18 protein-coding genes and 1 tRNA gene are annotated in these 21,786 nt (G+C 71.3%); 12 read left to right on the top strand and 7 right to left on the bottom strand.

Features of this window, described 5'->3' with window-relative positions; all coding sequences use genetic code 11:
• Positions 1 to 86: 86 nt before the first annotated feature.
• On the bottom strand, positions 87 to 545 hold the full coding sequence (locus JSY13_RS10135; protein WP_259606554.1) for a MarR family winged helix-turn-helix transcriptional regulator: 459 nt from the start codon (positions 543 to 545) through the stop codon (positions 87 to 89).
• Positions 538 to 2,205, bottom strand: coding sequence for an MDR family MFS transporter (locus JSY13_RS10130; RefSeq protein ID WP_259608199.1), 1,668 nt, complete (start codon positions 2,203 to 2,205; stop codon positions 538 to 540). The genes JSY13_RS10135 and JSY13_RS10130 overlap by 8 nt, the downstream gene beginning before the upstream one ends.
• A gap of 182 nt (positions 2,206 to 2,387) precedes the next feature.
• On the opposite strand from JSY13_RS10130, the gene JSY13_RS10125 reads away from it, so the two are divergent.
• Positions 2,388 to 3,065, top strand: coding sequence for a hypothetical protein (locus JSY13_RS10125; RefSeq protein ID WP_259606553.1), 678 nt, complete (start codon positions 2,388 to 2,390; stop codon positions 3,063 to 3,065).
• Complete coding sequence (locus tag JSY13_RS10120; RefSeq protein WP_259606552.1) at positions 3,062 to 3,421, top strand: hypothetical protein; 360 nt, start codon at positions 3,062 to 3,064, stop codon at positions 3,419 to 3,421. Before JSY13_RS10125 ends, JSY13_RS10120 begins: the two co-directional genes overlap by 4 nt.
• Before the next feature lie 125 nt (positions 3,422 to 3,546).
• Here JSY13_RS10120 and JSY13_RS10115 read toward each other — a convergent pair whose 3' ends face one another.
• On the bottom strand, positions 3,547 to 4,227 hold the full coding sequence (locus tag JSY13_RS10115) for a YqaJ viral recombinase family protein (RefSeq protein WP_259606551.1): 681 nt from the start codon (positions 4,225 to 4,227) through the stop codon (positions 3,547 to 3,549).
• 101 nt (positions 4,228 to 4,328) lie between these two features.
• Positions 4,329 to 5,693 carry a glucose-6-phosphate dehydrogenase gene (locus JSY13_RS10110; RefSeq protein WP_259606550.1) on the bottom strand — a complete coding sequence of 455 codons (1,365 nt, stop codon included), beginning with the start codon at positions 5,691 to 5,693 and terminating at the stop codon, positions 4,329 to 4,331.
• Positions 5,694 to 5,984: 291 nt separating this feature from the next.
• On the opposite strand from JSY13_RS10110, the gene rplJ reads away from it, so the two are divergent.
• The 9 genes from rplJ to JSY13_RS12580 all read left to right on the top strand — a co-directional run bounded on the left by rplJ (position 5,985) and on the right by JSY13_RS12580 (position 16,894).
• Positions 5,985 to 6,500, top strand: coding sequence for a 50S ribosomal protein L10 (gene rplJ / locus JSY13_RS10105; protein ID WP_259606549.1), 516 nt, complete (start codon positions 5,985 to 5,987; stop codon positions 6,498 to 6,500).
• Positions 6,501 to 6,542: 42 nt separating this feature from the next.
• On the top strand, positions 6,543 to 6,932 hold the full coding sequence (gene rplL, locus JSY13_RS10100; RefSeq protein WP_259606548.1) for a 50S ribosomal protein L7/L12: 390 nt from the start codon (positions 6,543 to 6,545) through the stop codon (positions 6,930 to 6,932).
• Positions 6,933 to 7,324: 392 nt separating this feature from the next.
• The gene (locus tag JSY13_RS10095) at positions 7,325 to 8,650 is read left to right on the top strand and encodes an ABC transporter substrate-binding protein (protein WP_259606547.1); all 1,326 of its coding nucleotides are present in this window, start codon (positions 7,325 to 7,327) and stop codon (positions 8,648 to 8,650) included.
• A gap of 114 nt (positions 8,651 to 8,764) precedes the next feature.
• A complete protein-coding gene (locus JSY13_RS10090; protein ID WP_259606546.1) occupies positions 8,765 to 10,102 on the top strand; it encodes a carbohydrate ABC transporter permease in 1,338 nt (445 codons plus the stop codon).
• Positions 10,102 to 11,070, top strand: coding sequence for a carbohydrate ABC transporter permease (locus tag JSY13_RS10085; protein WP_259606545.1), 969 nt, complete (start codon positions 10,102 to 10,104; stop codon positions 11,068 to 11,070). Before JSY13_RS10090 ends, JSY13_RS10085 begins: the two co-directional genes overlap by 1 nt.
• Positions 11,071 to 11,257: 187 nt before the next feature.
• On the top strand, positions 11,258 to 12,643 hold the full coding sequence (locus tag JSY13_RS10080; protein WP_259606544.1) for a cystathionine beta-synthase: 1,386 nt from the start codon (positions 11,258 to 11,260) through the stop codon (positions 12,641 to 12,643).
• Positions 12,644 to 12,785: 142 nt separating this feature from the next.
• Positions 12,786 to 13,940 (top strand): cystathionine gamma-synthase, encoded by a 1,155-nt coding sequence (locus tag JSY13_RS10075; RefSeq protein WP_259606543.1) that lies wholly within the window; start codon positions 12,786 to 12,788, stop codon positions 13,938 to 13,940.
• A gap of 214 nt (positions 13,941 to 14,154) precedes the next feature.
• Positions 14,155 to 15,471, top strand: coding sequence for a multidrug effflux MFS transporter (locus tag JSY13_RS10070; protein WP_432806453.1), 1,317 nt, complete (start codon positions 14,155 to 14,157; stop codon positions 15,469 to 15,471).
• Positions 15,472 to 15,514: 43 nt separating this feature from the next.
• Positions 15,515 to 16,894, top strand: a complete 1,380-nt coding sequence (locus tag JSY13_RS12580; RefSeq protein ID WP_336297684.1) for a GNAT family N-acetyltransferase — start codon at positions 15,515 to 15,517, stop codon at positions 16,892 to 16,894.
• A 104-nt stretch (positions 16,895 to 16,998) separates the two neighbouring features.
• Here the strand turns inward: JSY13_RS12580 and JSY13_RS10055 are convergent.
• A tRNA-Ser gene (locus JSY13_RS10055) sits at positions 16,999 to 17,083 on the bottom strand.
• A gap of 310 nt (positions 17,084 to 17,393) precedes the next feature.
• Here JSY13_RS10055 and trhO point away from each other — a divergent pair.
• A complete protein-coding gene (gene trhO, locus JSY13_RS10050; protein ID WP_259606542.1) occupies positions 17,394 to 18,350 on the top strand; it encodes an oxygen-dependent tRNA uridine(34) hydroxylase TrhO in 957 nt (318 codons plus the stop codon).
• Here trhO and JSY13_RS10045 read toward each other — a convergent pair.
• Both JSY13_RS10045 and JSY13_RS10040 read right to left on the bottom strand, forming a co-directional pair.
• Positions 18,330 to 20,519: a transglutaminase TgpA family protein gene (locus JSY13_RS10045; protein WP_259606541.1), complete on the bottom strand. Its 2,190-nt coding sequence runs from the start codon at positions 20,517 to 20,519 to the stop codon at positions 18,330 to 18,332. The genes trhO and JSY13_RS10045 overlap by 21 nt on opposite strands.
• A gap of 70 nt (positions 20,520 to 20,589) precedes the next feature.
• A complete protein-coding gene (locus JSY13_RS10040) occupies positions 20,590 to 21,783 on the bottom strand; it encodes a DUF58 domain-containing protein (protein ID WP_259606540.1) in 1,194 nt (397 codons plus the stop codon).
• Between the last annotated feature and the right edge of the window lie 3 nt (positions 21,784 to 21,786).

The raw sequence follows: 21,786 nt of genomic DNA, 5'->3' as shown, positions 1-21,786 counted from the left end.
GAACCACGATGTTCACGCGGAACCGTCGGATTCGCCGCGGCAGCGTGGTTCCGGGTGAACAGCGTGATTCCGCGCCGCTGCGCTGATCAGGGAGTCTCGCCGGAGGAGAGCGCGTGCAGCAGGCGGGCGAGGTTGCGGATGTCGTCCAGCGACCACGACCGCAGCGAGTTCCGCAGCCGCTGCTCGTCGCCCTCGCGCACCGCGGTGAGCCGGCGAAGCCCGTCCTCGGTGGGGCGCAGCAGGCTGGAGCGGCCGTCGGCGGGATCCGGCATCCGCTCGATCAGGCCGTGCCCCTCGAGCTCGCGGACCATGCGGCTGACCTGCGACTTGTCCGCCATCATCCGTTCGGACAGCTCCGAGGGGCGGGCCTGGCCGGCCGCCGCGATCGCGCTGAAGAGCTTGTAGGCGGCGGGGGAGAGCCCGGGTGCCAGGCGCGCGGCGTACTCGAGGTACATCCGGCGCACTCGCGCGAAGAGCGCGCTGAACTCGTCCTCGAGGGCGTGCAGCGCCTCCTCGCGCTCCGGGTCGAGCCGACCGTCAGTCATCGTCGTGCTCCGGGCGCGGCGTCCGGCGCGGCGTCCGGCGCGCCTGCTGCGTGGGGATCGACCCGGTGGCGGGCACCGCGTCCATGCCGCGCGGGGCGGCGATCGTGACGAGATCGGCCTCCGTGGCCTGCATCCGCTCCGAGGTGGTGAGCCGGGTGAGCGGCAGGTTCGGCAGGAACAGCACCGCCACCAGACTGAGCACGGCGAACGGGATCGCGATGAGGAAGGAGGCGGCGATGCCCTGGGCGTAGACGTCCTCGACGATCACGCGCACCGCCTGCGGCAGCGCCCGCACCTCGGGCAGGGCGCCCGAGTCCAGCTGCGCGGCCGCCTCCGCGCCGGCCGCGCCGAGCCTGCGGATCGCGGCGGCGAGCTCGGCCTTGCGGTCGTCGATCAGGCCGGTCACGGTTCCGGCGAGGGCGGCGCCCATCACCGACACCCCGACGGTGCCGCCGAGGCTGCGGAAGAACGTCACGCCCGAGCTGGCGGCGCCGAGGTCCTCGGGCCGGGCGGTGTTCTGCACGATGAGCACGAGGTTCTGCATGGTCATGCCCACACCCGCGCCGAGCAGCAGCATGTACAGCGAGACCAGCACAAAGGGCGTGTCGTAGTGCAGCGTCGACAGCAGTGCGGATCCGGCGATCGTGAGCACGGCGCCGGCGATGACGAAGCCCTTCCACCGGCCGTGCCGAGTGATCAGGCTGCCGACCACCATCGACGCGATGAGCAGTCCACCGATCATCGGCAGGGTCATCAGGCCCGCCTGGGTCGGTGTGGCCCCCCGGGCCATCTGCATGTACTGGCTGAGGAACACCGAGGTGCCGAACATCGCGATGCCGATCGCGATCGAGGCGAGCACCGACAGCGTGAACGTGCGGTCGCGGAACATCGTCAGCGGGATCAGCGGCTCCGCCGAGCGCAGCTCGACGATCACGAACAGCACGCCTGCGACGACCGCGCCGCCCGCCATCAGCAGCGTCTGCATGCTCCACCAGCCGAAGTCCGTGCCGGCGCCGGTCACCCAGATCAGCAGCAGCGACACGGAGGTGGCCAGCAGGACGATGCCGAGGTAGTCGATGCGCACCGTCTCGCGGGTGCGGATGCCGGGCTTCAGGGTGACCTGCAGGATGATCAGGGCGACGACGGCGAAGGGGATGGCGACGTAGAAGTTCCAGCGCCAGTCCGCGGCATCCGTGAGGAAGCCGCCCAGCAGCGGGCCGCCGACGGTGGCGAGGGCCATCACCGCGCCGAACAGCCCCATGTACCGGCCGCGCTCGCGCGGGCTGATGATGTCGGCCATGATCACCTGGCTGAGGGCGGCGAGCCCGCCGGCGCCGACGCCCTGGACCGCGCGGAAGGCGATCAGCATCCCGGCATCCTGCGAGAAGCCGGCCGCCGCGGTCGCACCGACGAAGATCACGAGGGCGAGCTGGATGAGCAGCTTGCGGTTGAAGAGGTCGGCGAGCTTGCCCCAGATCGGGGTGGCGATCGCGGTCGTGAGCAGGGTCGAGGTGACCACCCACGTGAACGCCGCCTGATCCCCACCGAGGTCGTGCACGATGACCGGGAGCGAGGTCGACACGACGGTTCCGGACAGCATCGACACGAACATGCCGAGCAGCAGGCCGGAGAGGGCTTCGAGCACCTGGCGGTGGGTCATGGACGGTGCGGTCAATGGATCTCCTCGATAGTGGACGATCGTCAACTATAACCGAGTGGTTGACGCAAGTCAACTATCTATGCGCCGTGCAGGGTGCGTGATCGTCCTGCACAGGTGCGAAGGATGGTGCGGGGCTGTGGATTCCGGCGGGGGCGGGGTGCGGATGCGGGAGGGTGGGCTCCATGTCGAGCGCAGTGCAGGTGCGGAAGGAGCGGCTCACACTGGAGCGCGCGAACAGGATGCTCCGCAGCCGGGCCGACCTGATCGACCGAGGTCGCACCGACGCCTGGATCGCCGCCGGGGTGGCGTCCGGCGTGCTTGTGCGGGTGCGGCGCGGCCATTATGCGCCGGCGGCGTCGTGGGGCCGGCTCTGGCCGGAGGGGCGTCACCTGCTGCGCGTGCTCGCCGTGCATCGGGATGCCGTCGCCCCGCCCATCTTCTGCGGTGCATCCGCGGCGGTCATCCACGGCTTCCCGCTCTACCGTCACGAGCCGGCGCGAGTCCACGTCGCGATCCCGCAGCCGGGCCATGCGGGCAGCAGCTCGGACGTGCTGCGGCATCGGCTCGATCTCAGCGACGAGGACGTCGTCGAGGTGGCGGGGATGCGGGTGACGAGCCCGCTGTGCACCGTCTTCGACGTCAGCCGCGTCCTGTCCACCGAGGCGGCGCAGTCCATCGCGGATGCCGGTCTGCGCCGCTTCGCGGTGACCGGGCACCGCAGGACGAGGACCTCGCCGGGCTCTGGCACGACGACCTGCAGCGCCGCTTCCGCGATGCGCACGGGGCGCCGGGCACGCAGCGGGGCCGGGCGATCGCGGCGTTCGCCGACGGGCGGGCCCAGCTGCCCGGCGAGAGCGTGAGCCGTCTGAGACTGCGCAGCCTCGGATTCCGCGAGGTCGAGCTGCAGGTCGCGGTTGCGGCGCCGGGAGGCGGCGAGTACTTCGTCGACTTCGGTCTGGAGGACATCCCCGCCTTCGGGGAGTTCGACGGCGTCGGCAAGTACCTCGATCCCGCCATGCGCGGAAATCGCAGCATCGAGGACGCCGTGCTCGACGAGAAGAGACGCGAGGACTGGCTGCGGGGGACGTCGGGGCGGCCGTTCTACCGCTGGGGCGACGAGCACATCGTGACCGTGGACGCCTTCGCCGCCCGGCTCGGCGCCTTCGGCGTCCCGTTCACCGGCGACCTCCGGCTGGACCGCCGGCGCCTGCTCTGACGGCATCCGCTCCACCCTGCCTCGAACCACGGTGTTCATGCGGAACCATCGGATTCGCCGAGGCAGCGTGGTTCCGCGTGAACAGCGTGGTTCCGCGCGCGACGGGCGCAGGGGAGGGGCGCGGGTCAGTCCGCGAGGGCGAGGGCGCGGAACATGTCGCGCTCGCGGAGGGATTCCAGGCGGCTCTCGACGGATGCCGGCGCGGCGGCCGGCGGGCGCTGACCGGTGGTGCGGTGGTAGAGCTCGTCGATCAGGCGGGTGGCGAGGCCGACGAGGCGCGCGATCTCGCGCTCGTCGCGGTCGATCCACACCGCCTTCGGCTCGTCGTGCACCGGGCTGAAGTCGTCGTGCTCCTCCCAGACGAACAGGGTCCGCTCGGCGCCGAGCACGTGCTGCTGCCACCACACCTGGCGCAGGTAGGTGCGCGGGATGCTGCGCCAGGACTTGTTCGTCGTCTTGATCTCGGCGAGCAGCACCCGGCCCTCGCCGTCGACGCGGATCCCGTCCGGGGTGGCCAGATGGCGCCGCTCGCGTTCGGCGCAGAACAGCGCGGTGGAGGGCAGGATGCCGTGCGTCGCGGCGACCCAGGACGCGATCTCGGGCTCGCGACGGCGGCCGTGGTCGGTGTACGCGTTGCCGCCGAAGCGCGGGCCGCGGCCCAGCTTGGCGTCCGCCGCACGCGCGATCGACGCCTCGCTGGAGAGCCCGGCGACGTCGGTGGCGGTGATCCCCCTGGCCCTGGCGCGGAGCCACGCGACGCGGTCGCGGGAGTCCGCCACGATGCGCGCTTGGAGTTCCGGGGTCACCCCTCCACGCTACCCCCGGACCGCCGACACGCCCGCGCCGGATCCTCGGCGTGCCGGGCATCCGCCGCTGTCACGTGCGCGCCGGCGCGGGGCCGCCGGCCTCAGCGCTTGGACGGCCAGTCGGCCGGGCCGCGCGAGCCCGCCGGGTACTCCTGCATCGGCACCTCGCCGCGGCGCCACGCCTCCAGGATCGGCGCGACGATCCGCCAGCACTCCTCCGCGGCGTCCCCGCGCACCGCGAGCGTCGCGTCGCGATCCAGGATGCCGGCGAGCACCTCCGCGTACGCCTGCAGCGCCCCCGGGCCGAGTTCGGCGGTGAGGGTCGCCCGATCCAGCTCGAACGGGTCGCCCGGGCCGTTCACGTTCATCTCGATCGACATCCGGTCGGGGCCGAGCGTGAACCGCATCACCTCGCCGGGTGCGGAGCCGGTGAACCCGCGCGGGATCGCCTCGACCGGGCGGAAGAACACCGCGACCTCGGCGAACTTCGCGCCCATGGCCTTGCCGGAGCGGAGCGTGAACGGCACCCCGCGCCAGCGGTCGCTGCGCACCTCGAGATCGACCTCGGCCAGGGTCTCGGTGTCGCGGGCCGGATCCACGCCCGGCTCCTCGAGGTAGCCGGCCCGTGCGGCGCCGTCGATCTCGCCGGCCGTGTAGCGGGCGCGGCGCGAGGAGCGCACCGGATCGTCGCCCCAGACGTGCACGTCGCGGAGCACCCGCGTGGTCGCCTCGCGGAAGTCGTGCTCGTCGAGCGCCTCCGGGCGGTCCATCGCCACGACGGCGAGCAGCTGCAGCAGGTGGCTCTGGATCATGTCGACCAGGGCGCCCGCCTTGTCGTAGTAGCCGGCGCGGCCCTCGAGCCCGAGCTTCTCGTCGTACACGATCGTCACCGACTCGATGTGCTCGGCCGACCAGATCGGCTCGACGCGGCGGTTCGCGAAGCGCACGCCGAGCAGGTTCAGGATGCTGGAGCGGCCGAGGAAGTGGTCGATGCGGAACACCTGGTTCTCCGGCACGATCCTCGCCAGCCGCTCGTTCAGCGCGCGGGCGCTCTCCTCGTCGACCCCGAACGGCTTCTCGAGGGCGAGCATGACCCCCGGCGGCAGCATCTCGGACGTCAGCGCCTCGCATGCCTTCGCGGTGACCGCCGGCGGCACCGCGAAGTACAGCGCGGCGGCGTCCGGCGCGCGTTCGAGCAGGGCGGCGAGCTCGGCGGCATCCGTGATGTCGCAGCGGACGTACTCGACGCGGATGCGGTCGAGCGCCGATTCCGCCTTCGCCGCGGCGAATGCCGTGTCGACGACCCGCTGCAGATCCGCGTCTGTCCAGTCCTCGGTGCTGGACCCGAGCAGCCGCACCGAGCGGTCGGGTTCGGTGCTGAGCAGCTGGCCGAGGGCCGGCAGGAGCAGGCGGGATGCCAGGTCGCCGGATGCCCCGAAGAGCACGAGCGTCGTCTCGTCGGTCATGCACGCCACGCTAGCCTGCGGGCCGTCGCGCGCGGAACCCCCGCCGATTTGGCGAGCGGGCGGGGAGCCGTTAGAGTTGTCGTAACCGAAGACCGCCGGTCATCGTCGTGCGCGAGCACGGGGATCGAAGCACTGCTGAGCAGGGGCCCGCGCAGGTGACACGAACGATTCAGGATTCCTCCTGTCCACCGCTCCGTGCGCTTGCGCCGGAGCGTTTTTCTTTGCCGTGCGCCCGGGGTCGAGGCCGATGTCCCACTGCCGTGGGACATCACGCACACACAAGGAGTGGCCATGGCGCAGAAGGAAGCATCGGTCGCCGAGCTCACGAAGCACTTCGAGGACTCGACCGCCGTTCTGCTCACCGAGTACCGCGGTCTGACGGTCGCCGAGCTCAAGGAGCTTCGCAACAGCATCCGTCAGGACGCGGAATACGCCGTGGTGAAGAACACGCTGACCAAGATCGCCGCGAACAACGCGGGGATCACGGCGCTGGACGACGAGCTGAAGGGCCCGTCCGCCATCGCCTTCGTGCACGGTGACCCGGTCTCCGTCGCGAAGGGTCTGCGTGCTTTCGCCAAGGCACACCCTCTTCTGGTGATCAAGGGCGGCTACTTCGACGGTGCCGCCCTGTCCGCAGAAGAGGTCGGCAAGCTCGCCGACCTCGAGAGCCGTGAGGTCCTGCTCGCCAAGGCAGCCGGCCTCTTCAAGGCCTCGATGGCGAAGGCAGCCGCACTCTTCCAGGCACCGCTGTCGAAGACCGTCCGCACGGTCGAGGCGCTGCGTGAGAAGCAGGAGTCCGCTGCCTGAATCCGGGCGCGGCGATAGAAACCCCGATCAAGGAGATACATCATGGCGAAGCTCAGCACTGAGGAGCTGCTCGACGCGTTCAAGGAGCTCACCCTCATCGAGCTCAGCGAGTTCGTGAAGGCCTTCGAGGAGACCTTCGACGTCACCGCTGCTGCTCCGGTGGCCGTTGCCGCCGCGGGTGCCCCGGCCGGTGGCGCCCCCGCCGAGGAGGCCGAGGAGAAGGACTCGTTCGACGTCGTCCTCGAGGCCGCCGGCGACAAGAAGATCCAGGTCATCAAGGTCGTCCGCGAGCTCACCTCGCTCGGCCTCGGCGAGGCCAAGGCCGTCGTCGACGGTGCTCCGAAGGCCGTCCTCGAGGGCGCCAACAAGGAGACCGCCGAGAAGGCGAAGGCCGCCCTGGAGGAGGCCGGCGCGACGGTCACCCTCAAGTAATCCGCGTCACCGCGTTTCATGAAGGCCCCGGGTCCGCCCGGGGCCTTCGTGCGTGTGCGGGGGCGTTTCGTCTCGCTCCGCCTGCGGCGGTGCTCGCTCAACGACCGGGGAGGTCCGCCCGGGGCCTTCGTGTGTGTGCGGGGGCGTTTCGTCTCGCTCCGCCTGCGGCGGTGCTCGCTCAACGACCGGGGAGGTCCGCCCGGGGCCTTCGTGCGTGTGCGGGGGCGTTTCGTCTCGCTCCGCCTGCGGCGGTGCTCGCGGGCGCGATCTGTTAGCCGGTTGTGACCTGCGGGTCGTTGTAAGCGTTACCAGGGGTGAATAGATTGTCACCATGGCGGTCGGTGTCGATCGCCGCGTGAGGAAGAGATCCTGCGCACATCAAGGAGGCACGAATGAGTATTTCCAAGCGGCGCATGTTGCTTGCTTCGCTCGCGGTCCCGACGGTCCTGGGCGTCTCGCTCGTCGGATGCGCGGAAGCCGACACCGGTGGTGGCGGCGGCGACGGCGAGCAGACGGTGCGCATCTCCGGCGGCATCACCGGCACCGAGGCGGACGACCTGAACGAGTCCTTCGCGGCGTTCGAGGAGGAGACCGGGATCAACGTCGAGTACACCGGCGACAAGAGCTTCGAGGGCAACATCGTCACCAAGGTGACCGGCGGTGACGCGCCGGACATCGCGATCGTCCCGCAGCCGGGTCTGCTGAAGACCCTCGTCGACACCGGCAAGGTCGTGCCGGCACCGGAGAGCGTCGAGAAGGCCGTCGACGAGAACTGGTCCGAAGCGTGGAAGGACATCGCCACGTTCGACGACACCTTCTACGCCGCACCGATGCTGGCCAACCTGAAGGGCTACATCTGGTACCAGCCTGCGAAGTTCCAGGAATGGGGTGTCGAGGTCCCGAAGACCTGGGACGAGCTGATCACCCTGACTGAGACGATCCGCGAGAAGACGGGGCAGCCGCCGTGGTGCGCGGGCTTCGCCTCCGGCGACGCCTCCGGCTGGCCGGGCACCGACTGGATCGAGGACCTGGTCCTGCGCCAGGCCGGCCCCGAGGTCTACGACCAGTGGGCTGCGGGCGAGGTGGAGTTCACCGACCCGAAGATCAAGGAGGCCTTCGACGCGGTCGGCTCCATCCTGCTCAACCCGGAGTACGTGAACGCCGGGTTCGGCGACGTGAAGAGCATCAACTCCACCGCGTTCGCCGACGTCGCGGCCAAGATCGCCGACGGCACCTGCGCGCTCACCCACCAGGCGTCGTTCCTGTCGGCGAACTTCCTCGACGTGAAGAACGCCGACGGTGAGACCCCGACGGTGGCGCCGGACGGCGACGTCTACGCGTTCATCACCCCGGGCATGACCGAGGGCGAGCTGCAGGTCTCCGGTGGCGGCGAGTTCGTCGCCGCGTTCAACGACGACGAGGCCACCCAGCAGGTGCTCGAGTTCATGACGACCCCGGAGTTCGCTGACGCGCGCGTCGAGCTGGGCGGTGTCATCTCGGCGAACAAGAAGGCCGACCCGAGCCTCGCCTCGAGCGAGTTCCTGCAGGAGTCCATGGCGATCCTCCAGGACGAGTCGACCACGTTCCGTTTCGACGCGTCCGACCTGATGCCCTCCACGGTCGGCTCTGGCTCCTTCTGGAAGGGGATGGTCGACTGGATCGACGGGAAGCCCACCGAGCAGGTGCTCTCCGACATCCAGGCCGGCTACGAGAACTAGTCCGGAGCAGGGCTGATCTCAACCTGCTGATCGACGCGGGGTCGGGCCGCGTGCCCGACCCCGCGTCCGCATCCGCACCGGACGAGTCCGGCGCCGTACTCAGAAGGGGTCTCCATGTCACAAGCGACCGTCGACCGTGAGGCGACGACCGACAGTCCGGTGACGACGCACGGCACTGATCCGAAGGGGCGCGCGATCACGCGTGCCGTCGTGATCGTCGGCTTCGTGCTCGTCGCCGCACTGCTCTTCATGCTCATCTTCAGCGCCCCGGTGGAGGACCCGGCACGGGTCACGATCGGGGTCTCGCTGAACAGCTACTTCCTGTGGCTGGGCAACCTGCATCCGCTGCTGCAGATCCCGGCCGTGCTGCTCGCCTTCGGCGTCGTCGTGGCGATCCTGCTCGTGCTCATCGAGTTCGCGCCGCGACCGGGCCGCGGGTACTTCGTCATGCGCCTGGTCGCATGCCTCGCCATCCCCGTGCTGGCGTTCATGCTGCTGCGTCCGTATGCGAACGCGGTGCTCTACGTCGTCGCGATCGCCCTGCTCGTCGGGGCGCTGCTGTTCTTCGCCGACTACCGGTCGCGGCAGGGCGCCGGCTACCTGTTCCAGCTGGTGCTGTTCATGGCCCCGGCGGCGGTGATGCTGCTGACCGGGCTGATCTACCCGGCGATCGCCACCTTCGTGAAGTCGTTCTTCGACAAGACCGGCACCGACTTCGTCGGCCTCGAGAACTACGTCTGGGTCTTCACGAACCCCGTCGGCTCGGCATCCGTGATCAACACGCTGATCTGGGCGATCCTCGCCCCGGTCGTCTCCGTGGTGATCGGCCTGGCGTATGCGGTGTTCATCGACCGCGCGCACGGCGAGAAGGTGCTGAAGGTGCTGGTGTTCATGCCGGTGGCGATCTCGTTCGTCGGCGCGGGCATCATCTGGAAGTTCATGTACGACTACCGGCAGGGCGACCAGCTCGGCCTGTTGAACGCGGTCGTCACGCTGTTCGGCGGCGACCCGGTCAACTGGCTGGCGGTGAAGCCGATCGTGAACACCCTGATGCTGCTGGTCGTGTTCATCTGGACGCAGACCGGCTTCGCCATGGTGATCCTGTCCGCCGCGATCAAGGCGGTGCCCACCGAGCAGATCGAGGCGGCCGAGCTCGACGGCGCGAACGCGTGGGAGCGCTTCCGGAACGTCACCGTCCCCGGCATCCGCTCGTCGCTCATCGTCGTGCTGACGACCATCACGATCGCGTCGCTGAAGGTGTACGACATCGTCGCGGTGATGACCGGCGGACGTGACGACACCACCGTGCTCGGCTTCGAGATGGTGAACCAGCAGCAGCGGTTCCAGAGCTACGGGCACTCCTCGGCGCTGGCCGTGGTGCTGTTCCTGTTCGTGCTGCCGCTGATCGTCTACAACGCCCGATCGCTGCGCAAGCAGAGGGAGATCCGCTGATGAGTGCCACCGAAGCCGTCGTGCTGGACAACCGCAGCAAGCGCCAGGTGGCGCGCGACACCCGCCGCAACGAGGCGATCGCCCACAAGAAGCTGCGGTCCAAGGGCGCCACGATCGCCGCGGTCATCATCGCGGTGTTCTGGACGATCCCGACCTTCGGCCTGTTCGTCACCTCCTTCCGTCCCGGCGCCGACACGCAGTCGACCGGATGGTGGACGGTGTTCACCGACCCGTCGTTCACGCTGCAGAACTATGCCGAGGCGCTCACCTCGGGCGGCACCTCGACCACGCTCGCCGCCGCGTTCGTGAACTCGCTCGCGATCACGATCCCGGCCACGGTGTTCCCGATCGTGATCGCGTCGATGGCCGCCTACGCGTTCGCGTGGATCGACTTCAAGGGCCGGAACATGCTGTTCATCTTCGTGTTCGCCCTGCAGATCGTGCCGCTGCAGATGGCCCTCGTCCCGCTGCTGAGCCTGTTCTCGGACGGGCTGACGATCGGCGATGTGCAGGTGTTCCCGGGCTTCGGCCTGAACGACGTGAACTACAGCTACGCCCGCGTCTGGATCGCGCACGCGATCTTCGCGCTGCCTCTGGCGACGTTCATGCTGCACAACTTCATCGCGGAGATCCCGGGCGACATCGTCGAGGCCGCCCGGGTGGACGGGGCCGGCCACGGCCAGGTGTTCTTCCGGATCATCCTGCCGCTGGCGATGCCGGCGATCGCGTCGTTCGCGATCTTCCAGTTCCTCTGGGTGTGGAACGACCTGCTCGTGGCGACGATCTTCGCCGCACCGGGCGCGCTGCCGATCACCCAGGCGCTGAACTCGCTGTCGGGCACATGGGGCAACCGCTGGTTCCTGCAGTCGGCGGGTACCTTCATCTCGATCATCGTGCCGCTGATCGTGTTCTTCTCCCTGCAGCGCTTCTTCGTCCGCGGTCTGCTGGCGGGGGCCACGAAGGGCTGATCTCCGCCCGCCCGGCCCGGCTCCGCCCGCCCGGCTCCGGAGACGGATGCCGGGCCGGGTCGGACGGTTGCCAAGCCGGGTTCGGGGCGGATTCTCGCACTTGGGGCGGCGGATGCCCGCCCCGAACGGGAGAAGCCGCCCCGAAACGGGGAGTCCCATCCGGCATCCGCGCGTCTAGCCTGAGAGCATGCGCTACGCGGAATCCGTCGCCGACCTCGTCGGCGGCACGCCCCTGGTCCGGCTCAACCGGGTGACGGACGGCGTCGCCTGCACCGTGCTGGTCAAGCTCGAGTACCTGAACCCGGGCGGATCGAGCAAGGACCGCATCGCCCGCCGGATCATCGACGCCGCCGAGGCATCCGGCGACCTGCGTCCGGGCGGGACCATCGTCGAGCCGACCAGCGGCAACACCGGTGTAGGGCTGGCTCTGGTCGCCCAGCAGCGCGGGTATCGCTGCGTGTTCGTCGTACCGGACAAGGTGGGGCAGGACAAGATCGACGTGCTGCGCGCCTACGGCGCCGAGGTGGTGGTGACACCGACATCCGTCCCCGCCGACAGCCCCGAGTCGTACTACAGCGTCAGCGACCGGCTCGCGCGTGAGATCCCCGGCGCGTTCAAGCCGAACCAGTACGAGAACCCGAACGGCCCGCGCAGCCACTACGAGACCACTGGCCCCGAGATCTGGGCGGACACCGAGGGGCGGATCACGCACTTCGTCGCCGGCGTCGGCACCGGCGGCACGATCACCGGCACCGGACGGTACCTGCGCGAGGTGTCCGGCGACCGGGTGCGGATCGTGGGCGTCGACCCGGAGGGCAGCGTCTACAGCGGCGGCACCGGGCGGCCGTACCTCGTCGAGGGCGTCGGCGAGGACATCTGGCCGGGGGCGTACGACGCGTCGGTGCCGCACGAGATCGTGGCGGTGAGCGACGCGGAGGCGTTCGCCATGACCCGCCGGCTCGCGCGCGAGGAGGGCATCCTCGTCGGCGGGTCCAGCGGCATGGCGGTGGTGGGGGCGCTTCGCGTCGCGAAGGACCTCCCCGCGGATGCCGTGATGGTGGTGCTGCTGCCGGACGGCGGGCGCGGGTACCTGAGCAAGATCTTCAACGACGCGTGGATGCGGGCGTACGGCTTCGGCGACGACGAGGGCCCGGGGACCGTGGCCGACGTCCTCGCGGTGCGCGCACGGATGCGGGAGGAGTCGGGGTCCGTGATCCCCGACCTCGTGCACGTGCATCCGGACGAGACCGTGCTGGACGCGATCGGCATCATGGGCGAGTACGGCGTCTCGCAGCTGGTGGTGCTCAGCACCGAGCCGCCGGTGATGATGGGCGAGCTGATCGGGACGGTGGATGAGCGCGGCCTGCTGGACCTGCTGTTCCGCGGGGAGGCGACGCCCGCCGACCCGGTCGGCCGGCATGTGGGGGAGCGGCTGCCTCTGGTCGGTCTGCACGCGCCCGTGGAGCAGGCCAGGGCGGCGCTCGCCGACGCCGACGCCCTGCTGGTGACCCAGGACGGCCGCCCGCACACGGTGCTCACCCGCCAGGACCTGCTGGCCTACCTGTCGCGCTGAGCCCCCGCCCTTCCAGCCACACTGTGTCCCGAACTGCGGGTCGGAGGGGCTTCCCTCAGCACTTGGTGACACATTGTGTCGGGAGGGGCGGGGGTGCCCCGGGCGCGGGGCGTAGCGTGGAAGCACCGACCCGAGGAGTGACATGACCGACCGCGCCTTCGCCACCCGTGCCATCCATGCCGGCCAGACGCCGGACCCGACGACCGGGGCGATCATCCCGCCGATCTACCAGTCGTCCACTCACGTGCAGGACGGCATCGGCAACTTCCGCGGCGGCTACGAGTACAACCGGGCCGGCAACCCCACCCGCTCGTCGCTGGAGACGCAGCTCGCCGCGCTCGAGGGCGGCGTACGGGCGCTGTCGTTCGCCTCGGGGCTTGCCGCCGAGGACGCGCTGCTGCGCGGCGTCCTGAAGCCGGGCGATCACGTCGTGCTCGGCAACGACGTGTACGGCGGCACCTACCGGCTGCTCACCCGGGTGCTCGCGCCGTGGGGCATCGACACCACGACGGTCGAACTCGGCGACGCCGACGCCCTGCGCTCGGCGCTGCGGCCGGAGACCCGGATCGTCTGGCTGGAGACGCCGAGCAACCCGCTGCTGAAGATCGTCGACATCGCGCAGATCGCCGGGATCGCGCACGCCGCAGGGGCGATCGTCGTGGTCGACAACACCTTCGCCTCGCCCGCGCTGCAGCAGCCCCTCGCGCTCGGCGCGGACCTCGTCGTGCACTCGACCACGAAGTACCTCGGAGGGCACTCCGATGTTCTCGGCGGCGCCGTCGTGTTCGGCGACGACCGGTTCGTCGAGCAGGTCGGGTTCCAGCAGTTCGCGGTCGGGGCCGTCTCCGCCCCGCTGGACGCCTGGCTGACGACCCGCGGCATCAAGACGCTCGCGGTGCGGATGCGGCAGCACTCCGAGAACGCGGCGGCGATCGCGGAGTGGGCGGCGGCGCGGCCCGAGTTCTCCGAGGTGTTCTACCCGGGGCTGTCGTCGCACCCCGGGCACGAGGTGGCCGCGCGGCAGATGAGCGCCTTCGGCGGGATGCTCTCGCTGGGGCTCGCCGCCGGACCCGAGGCGGCCCGCGCCTTCGCGGAGTCCACCGAACTGTTCCAGCTCGCCGAGTCGCTCGGGGGAGTGGAGTCGCTGATCGGCTACCCGCCGGAGATGACGCACGCGTCGGTGCGCGGCACCGCGCTCGCCGTGCCCGAGAACGTCGTCCGCCTGTCGGTGGGCATCGAGGACGTGAGCGACCTCATCGCCGACCTCGAGCAGGGCCTCGCCCGCGTCGCCCGCTGACGGCGGGGCGCACGGGCGCGCGCTGGCTGCCCGTTGCGGACGAGCGGATGCCCGCGAGTAGCATGGAACCCTCCGAGTCGAAACGATTCGGCCCGGCATCCCCCACTCGTGAAGGCCTTCCGTGACCGACCTCCGCACGCCCACCGGCAGCATCCGCACGCCCACCGAGAGTTCCGACACGCCCACTGAGCACTCCCGCACGCCGACCGGCAGCATCCGCGCCATCACCGACACCATCCGCGCCACGCCGCCGACCGGGGCGATCCGCACGCTCGGCAGGAATCCGGCGACCGCACCGGTCGTCCTGCATCCGGGCGACGCGATCCCGTGCGGCCGGCGCACGGCGTACATCCTGCTGCTCGGAGCGCTAACCGCGCTGGGCCCGTTCACGATCGACCTGTACCTGCCGGCGTTCCCGCAGCTGGAGCAGGACTTCGCCACCTCGGCGGCCATGATCCAGCTGACGCTGACCGGCACGATGATCGGCTTCGCGATCGGCCAGCTCGTGGTGGGGCCCCTCAGCGACAAGCTCGGCCGCCGCATCCCGCTGATCGTGGTCACCGCGCTGCATGTGCTCTCCAGCCTCGCCGCGGCGTTCGCCCCCGATCTCATGCTGCTCGGCATCGCACGGGTGCTGATGGGCATCGGCGCGGCGGCCGGCGGCGTCGTGGCGATGGCGATCGTACGCGACCTCTTCGGCGGGCAGCGTCTCGTCGTGATGCTGTCGCGCCTGGCACTGGTGTCGGGAGTGGCGCCGGTGGTGGCGCCGCTCATCGGATCGGCGCTGCTCACGGTGATGCCGTGGCGAGGCATCTTCGGCGTGCTCGCCGGCTACGGAGCGGTCATGCTCGTCTCGGCGGTGCTGCTCATCCCGGAGACCCTGCCGCGGGAGCGTCGTCACGAGCGCGGGGCGACGACCGTGCTGCAGCGGTACCGCAGCGTGCTCACCGATCGCGTGTACCTCGGGGTGCTGGTGATCGGCGGGATGACCTTCTCCGGCCTGTTCTCGTACCTGTCCGCGTCGCCGTTCCTGTTCCAGCAGACGCACGGCCTCGACCCGCAGGCGTACGGGCTGCTGTTCGCGGTGAACTCGCTCGGCGTCGTCGGCGGCGTGCAGGTGTCCTCCCGGCTGGCGACGCGCTTCGGGCCGCAGTGGGTCCTGGCGTTCTCGACGGCGATGCAGCTCGTCTCCGGCGCGGCGATCGTCGCGTTCGATGTGCTCGGGCTCGGCTTCTGGGGCACGGTCATCCCGCTGTGGTTCTTCATGACGGCCTGCGGGTTCAGCTTCCCCTGCGTGCAGGTGCTCGCCCTCGACCGGCACGGCAAGGCCGCCGGCACCGCGGCGTCGATCCTCGGGGCGGCGAACTTCGGCGTGGCGGCGATCATCTCGCCGGTGGTCGGGTTGATCTCGGCGGATGCCGGGATCACGGCGACCACGATGGCGTCGGTCATGGTCGGATGCGCCGTGGTCGGCATCCTCTCGCTGTGGCTCGTGGTGCGCCCGCGGTCGGTCGGGATGCTGGCACCCTGACGTCGCTCCGACGCCTCTCGAGCGGCTTGGGCAGAATGGGACGATGACCGCACATCGGACGATCACTCGACGCGCGGCGCTGACGACCGGAACCGGGCTGATCACGGCGGCCTGCCTGCTCGGCATACTCGTCGTGGTGCTGCCGGGCGAGGCGACGGCGTCGTTCGACGTCGCGTGGAACTCGTTCATGGCGGAGGTCCGGCAGCCGTGGATGCTTGCCTTCGCACACGTGATGAACAAGACCGGCGGCGGATGGATCGCGACGATCCTCGTGCCGATGCTCATCGCAGGCCTGCTGGTGCTGCTGCAGCGGTGGCGGTCGGCGCTGTTCGCGTTCTTCGCGTTCGCGGTGAGCGCCGCGATGGTGCAGCTGATCAAGGGGGTGTTCCGCAGGGCGCGTCCCGACGACATGCTCGTGGCCTCCGACTTCGGTTCCTTCCCGTCCGGGCATGCGGCGAACGCCGCGACGATCGCGGTCGTGCTGTGGGCGGTGTTCCCGCGGATCTGGGTCGCGGTTCTCGGCATCCTGTGGACGGTGCTGATGGCGCTGTCGCGCACCGTGCTGAGCGTGCACTGGCTGACCGACACGGTGGGCGGAATCCTCGTCGGCGTCGGCGCGGCGCTGATCGTCGTCGCGGCAGCGTCCTCGTGGGCTTCGCTGGGATGGACGGATGCTCCGTCCGCGGCGCCGTCTGACCCGTCCGGGCCGTCGGCGCCGTCCGGGCCGTCCGGGCCGTCTGAGCCGTCCGGGCCGTCGGCGCCGTCCGGGCCGTCCGCGCCGGCCGTTCCGTCCGGGCCGGATCCCGAGGAGACCGCCGCGCCGCGCATCCGTCCGTACCGCCCCGAAGACTGCGATGCGCTCTACGAGGTGTGCGTGCGCACCGCGGATGCCGGCGGGGACGCGACCGGGATGTTCACCGATGACCGGTTGTGGGGCGACGTGTTCGCGGTGCCCTACGCCGAACGGCATCCGGATCTGGCTTGGGTGGTCGAGGCGGAGGACGGCCGTGTGATCGGCTACATCGTCGCCACGGATGACACGGACGCCTTCGAGCAGTGGTTCCGGGACGAGTGGTGGCCGACGCATGCCGAGCGGTACCCGCTGTCCGGCCAGGCCGAGCCCACCCGGCAGGACGGCATCATCAGGTACGCGGCGGGCCGCGCGCCCGGCCGCGAGCCGAACACCGCCGAGTACCCCGCGCACCTGCACATCGACCTGCTCCCGGAGACCCAGGGGCAGGGTCTCGGACGGGCGCTGATGGACACGCTGTTCACCGAGCTGCGCCGCCGGGGCGTTCCCGGGCTGCATCTGGGACTCAGCCCCGAGAACACCGGTGCCAGGGCCTTCTACGAGCGGCTCGGCATGGTGCCGCTGGCGTCCCCGCCGGGGACGCTCAGCTACGGCATCCGATTCGAGGACTGACGCCCCGCGGGTCACGCGGCGGCGCTGCGCGCCGCTGGTTCGAATCCCACAACCTCGATAAATGTCCGAAGGCCCCCGCTACGCGGAGGCCTTCGGACAGTCGGCGGTGACGGAGGGATTCGAACCCTCGGTTGCTTGCACAACACACGCTTTCCAAGCGTGCTCCTTCGGCCGCTCGGACACGTCACCTGGGGAACAACCTGACCATCCTATCCGATCGGCGAGGGCGTTTCGTCTCGCTCCGGCTGCGCCGGTGCGGTTCCTGAGCCTGTCGAAGGGCGCTCAACGACCGGGGGAGGGGGAACAACTGGGGGCTGTGGCGTCCCGATCCGCCGAGGGCGTTTCGTCTCGCTCCGGCTGCGCCGGTGCGGTTCCTGAGCCTGTCGAAGGGCGCTCAACGACCGGGGGCGTTCGTCTCGCTCCGGCTGCGCCGGTGCGAGCTGTGGAGGGCGCGCGGCGGCCGGGAGGGACCGGGAGGACGGGCGCCTAGAATCTCCTGGTGCCCACCCCGAAGATCGTCCTGTTCTACGCGTTCGCGCCGCTCGCCGACCCCGAGGCGCTCCGGCTCTGGCAGCGCGATCTGTGTGAGGCGCTGAAGCTCCGCGGCCGCATCCTGATCTCGTCGCACGGCATCAACGGCACCCTGGGCGGTGACCTGCCGAACGTGAAGAAGTGGGTGCGACGCTTCCGCGAGTACCCCGCCTTCAAGAACGCCGACATCAAGTGGAGCGAGGGCACCGGGCTCGACGAGGACGGTCTCAGCCTCGACTTCCCGAAGCTGAGCGTGAAGGTGCGCGACGAGATCGTGTCGTTCGGAGCGCCGGGCGAGCTGCGCGTCGATGAGCACGGCGTCGTCGGCGGCGGCATCCGCCTCACCCCCGAGGCGCTGCACGAGCTCGTCGCCGAACGCGGCGAGGAGGTCGTGTTCTTCGACGGCCGCAATGCGCTCGAGGCGCAGATCGGGCGCTTCCGCGGCGCCGTCGTCCCCGACACCGAGACCACCCGCGACTTCGTGCGGCTGCTCGACTCCGGAGCGTACGACGACCTCAAGGACAAGCCGGTGGTGACGTACTGCACCGGCGGCATCCGCTGCGAGGTGCTCTCCAGCCTGATGACGGCGCGCGGCTTCGGCGAGGTGTACCAGCTCGACGGCGGCATCGTCCGCTACGGCGAGACCTTCGGCGACGACGGCCTCTGGGAGGGCTCGCTGTACGTCTTCGACGGGCGCGGCGCGATCGCCTTCTCCGATCACGCGGCCGTCATCGGCGAGTGCAGCGGATGCGGCGCGGCGACCAGCCGCACCGCGAACTGCCCTGATGCCTCCTGCCGCCGGCAGTCCGTGGTGTGCGAGGACTGCGACGCCGTGGCGTGCGCCGAACACGCGGAGGCGCACCCCGCGGCGCGCCGCGAGCAGTCCGCCCCGCCCGCCGAGCGCTCAGACGCGCGCGCCGTCTGATCGGGACCGGATCCTCGGCAGCAGCGACCGCGGCATCATCAGCGCCCTGATCCGCGCCACCGGCCCGAGCACGCCGCCCAGGCGCCGCAGCACCGTCCGCAGCGGAGCGGCCAGATCGCCGGCATCCCGGGGATTGCGCGCATACCCCGCCTGCTCCAGCGCGTCCACCAGCCGGGCGATCGCCGCGGCATCCACCCCTCTCTCCTCCACCAGCTCGGCGGCGCGCATCCGCACGGTCTGCGCGTCGGTGGCCGGAAGGCCGAGATCGACCAGCGTGTCGGTGAGCTCGCGCCACGCGGCCAGCGCATCGCCCGCCCGCGCCCTGCCGAACCGCACCAGACGGCGCACCGCGCGCACCGCGGCGGGCAGCAGCACGACCGCGAGCACGCCGAGCACCGTGTACGTCACCGGCCTCGGGTCGACCGTGCGCAGCGCGTCACCGCCGCCGGCCTCGTCCGCCCGCGGATCCTGACCCGCGGTCGGTCCCGTGGTCGGCGCGGTCGTCGGGCCCTGCTCCTGTCCCGGCTCGTCCGGGGTGCCCCCGGTTCCGCCGGTCGTGCTCGCCGGGGCGAACGCCGTGGGCACGCCGAGCGTCGCCGTCGGCTCGAAGGGCACCCACCCGATCCCGGAGAAGAACACCTCGGGCCAGGCGTGCAGCTGGTCGCTGGTGACCGAGTACACCGTGTCGTCCCCGCGCTGCTGATCGGTGGGGTTTCCGGGCAGGTAGCCGACCACGATCCGCACCGGCATGTCCATGGTCTGCGCCATCAGCGCGAACGCCCCGGCGAAGTGGATGCAGTACCCGGTGCGCTCCTGCAGGAAGCGCTCCACCGCCTCCACGCCCGTGCCATCGAAGCCCTCCTCCACCGGCGCCTCGAGGGAGTAGCTGAACGCGGACCGGAACCAGTCCTGCAGCGCGATGAGCCGGTCGTAGTCGTTCTGCGCCCCGGCCGTCACCTCGCGCGCGGTCTCCGCGATGACCGGCGGCAGGTCCGCGGCGGGCTGCAGGTCGACCGGAGCCGCGGTCGCCTCCGCGGCCTGGATCTGCTCCAGGGTGGGCGTCACGACGGTCGCCTCCACGGTGTAGTCGCTGCCGGCGGCGTCGCGGCCGCGGCTGATCACCGTCCGGTTCAGCGGCATGGCGCTCCACCCGCTCGCCACGCCGAACACCTCCTCGGCGGCGTACGGCACCGGCAGCCGGCTGCTCGACATCCCGAGCACCCGGATGGAGGTCCGCTCCTGCGTGGTCGCGATCTCCTCCGTCCAGTCCGCCCCGCCGAACCCGTCCGACAGCGGCTGCAGCCTGCTGCGGTCGGGGCGCCACACCTCACCGTCGAACCGCGAGAGCGTCGCCATCCGCAGGTACGGCGCGGCTGTGCCGGTGGTGACCACCGTGAGCACCTCGGTCTCCCGAGGCCGGCGCAGGTCGTCGCCCAGCCGCAGGTTGGCATCGACGGTCAGCGCCGCACCCGCACCGGGCAGAGTCTCCGCCGCCGGCAGCCCGGGCGCCACGATCAGGGCGCCGGCGACCGACGCCGCGCCCACCGTCATCGCCACCGCGAAGGACGCCTCGCGGGGCGAGTCGCGATCGCCGCGGGCCGCGGTGCGCAGCAGCAGGAGCACCAGCACGGCGTGCAGCAGGAACCAGGCGATGTTGACGCCGCCGAAGGTGACCAGCATCGGCATCGCCCCGACCACCGTGGTCAGCAGCACCGCCAGGAGCGCCAGCCGCTGCGCCACGAGGTGGTCCACGAGCACCGCGACCACGGCGAAGGAGAGTCCGAGCAGGGTGGCGAGGGGGACGGATGCCGCCAGCGGCGCGGATCCGTTCACGATCTCGTCGAGCGCCTGCTGGATCCGGATGCCGTGCACGCGCACCGTCGCCGAGGTCGGGATGAGGCCGAACCCGGCGCCCTCCGGCGCCAGCAGCGCCGTGCCGATCATCCCCGCCGCGGCGAGCTGGGCGCACAGGGCGATCAGCTCGCGGGTCCCGCGGCGCAGGCGCGCGGCGGCGCTGCGCGCGGCCAGACCGGTGAGGGCGATGACGGCGACGAGCACGACGACCACGAACGTCCACCGTCCGGGCGTGATCACCCCGGTGTACGGCCACATCGGCACCAGCGTGGCCGCGGCGCCGAGCGCGGCGCCCGACACGGCCCGCCGTCGCACCGCGTGCGTCTCCTCCGCAGCGACAGCCGCCCCCGCCGGCCGCGGCGGACCCTCCGGCATCCTGCTCCGCTCAAACACGCGCGCTCCCGAACTCCGGCAGGGCGTCGGCCCACACCTCGGCGAGGTCGTCCCCGGTGCGCAGGTGCGCGGTGCGCCAGCCGCGATGGGACGCCGCCGCCAGCGCACCGGCCTCCGGTGCGCTGGCGAACAGCATCGGCGCCGCCGCCCCGGCCGTGCTCAGGTGCCCGGCGTCCTCCTCCGACAGCCGTCCCGTGATCATCACCAGCGGCCCCGGCGCCGTCCCGCCCACCAGGGAGCGGATGTCGCGCGCCTCGCCGCGCGGAGCGAGGGCGGCCAGGGCGACGAGCAGCCCGTCCCGGTCGTCCTCGTGCCCGCGCAGCGCCCCGAGCAGCGTGCCGGAGGAATCCAGCACGTCCACGCTGTACCCGTCCTGCATGAAGCGCAGGGCGGCGGAGGCGCACAGCGACACGGCCGCCTCGAAGCCGGGATCCGGCTCCTCCCCGGCGCGAGGCCAGCGCGCCGCCGAGCGGTCGAGCACGACCATCGCGTCCGGGCTGGACTCCTCCTCCTCCTGCCGGACCATGAGATCGCCGCGGTGCGCGGTGGCGCGCCAGTGGATGCGGCGCATCGAGTCGCCGGACACGTACCGCCGCGGGATGAGGTCGTCGCTGCCCTGCCCGAGCCGGCTCGACCGGGTCTGCGCGGTGCCGCCCGCGGCACCCACCCGCGTCGGCAGCGGGGCGAGCGCCGACACCTGGGGCACCACGGTGATGGTGCGGGTGTCGCCGAACACCTGCTCCCGCTGGGCGAGCCCGAACGGGTCCACCGTCCGCAGGATCAGCGGCCCCAGCGTGGAGATGCCGCGGCGCACCCCGGTGATCTCGTAGCGCAGCACGCGGCTGCCGTCCGGGTACTCCCCGGATGCCGTGCCGCTGACCGCGTCCGGAAGCACGTCCCGCCAGACGCCGCGCGGGATGCCGGGGGCCACCAGGTCGAAGCGCACCGACACGCGGGACGCCTCGCCCACGGCGACCAGGTCGGTCGCGATCACCCGCGTCACCGTGCCGCGCCGGCGCGGCAGCCGCACCGCCAGCACGGCGATCACGGTCAGCAGCACCAGCAGCGCGCCGACGTACTGCAGCGCGGGGGCGGCGGCCACGCCGCCGGCGATCACCAGCAGGACGCCGAGCGCCAGGCACCCGGCACCGCGAGCGGTGAGCGTCCGGCGCCGACGGGGGGACATGGC

It is taken from the genome of Microbacterium neungamense, assembly GCF_024971095.1.
GTDB classification, from domain to species: Bacteria; Actinomycetota; Actinomycetes; order Actinomycetales; family Microbacteriaceae; genus Microbacterium; species Microbacterium neungamense.
Note: the sequence above shows the minus strand (reverse complement) of the source record. Positions and strands in the feature narration are given on the sequence as shown.

Bases quoted from the DNA above. Each gene is read 5' to 3' on its own strand.
- JSY13_RS10135 (WP_259606554.1), bottom strand. From the start codon at position 545: ATGACTGACGGTCGGCTCGACCCGGAGCGCGAGGAGGCGCTGCACGCC.
- JSY13_RS10130 (WP_259608199.1), bottom strand. From the start codon at position 2,205: ATGACCCACCGCCAGGTGCTCGAAGCCCTCTCCGGCCTGCTGCTCGGC.
- JSY13_RS10125 (WP_259606553.1), top strand. From the start codon at position 2,388: ATGTCGAGCGCAGTGCAGGTGCGGAAGGAGCGGCTCACACTGGAGCGC.
- JSY13_RS10110 (WP_259606550.1), bottom strand. From the start codon at position 5,693: ATGACCGACGAGACGACGCTCGTGCTCTTCGGGGCATCCGGCGACCTG.
- rplJ (WP_259606549.1), top strand. From the start codon at position 5,985: ATGGCGCAGAAGGAAGCATCGGTCGCCGAGCTCACGAAGCACTTCGAG.
- rplL (WP_259606548.1), top strand. From the start codon at position 6,543: ATGGCGAAGCTCAGCACTGAGGAGCTGCTCGACGCGTTCAAGGAGCTC.
- JSY13_RS10095 (WP_259606547.1), top strand. From the start codon at position 7,325: ATGAGTATTTCCAAGCGGCGCATGTTGCTTGCTTCGCTCGCGGTCCCG.
- JSY13_RS10090 (WP_259606546.1), top strand. From the start codon at position 8,765: ATGTCACAAGCGACCGTCGACCGTGAGGCGACGACCGACAGTCCGGTG.
- JSY13_RS10085 (WP_259606545.1), top strand. From the start codon at position 10,102: ATGAGTGCCACCGAAGCCGTCGTGCTGGACAACCGCAGCAAGCGCCAG.
- JSY13_RS10080 (WP_259606544.1), top strand. From the start codon at position 11,258: ATGCGCTACGCGGAATCCGTCGCCGACCTCGTCGGCGGCACGCCCCTG.
- JSY13_RS10075 (WP_259606543.1), top strand. From the start codon at position 12,786: ATGACCGACCGCGCCTTCGCCACCCGTGCCATCCATGCCGGCCAGACG.
- JSY13_RS12580 (WP_336297684.1), top strand. From the start codon at position 15,515: ATGACCGCACATCGGACGATCACTCGACGCGCGGCGCTGACGACCGGA.
- JSY13_RS10040 (WP_259606540.1), bottom strand. From the start codon at position 21,783: ATGTCCCCCCGTCGGCGCCGGACGCTCACCGCTCGCGGTGCCGGGTGC.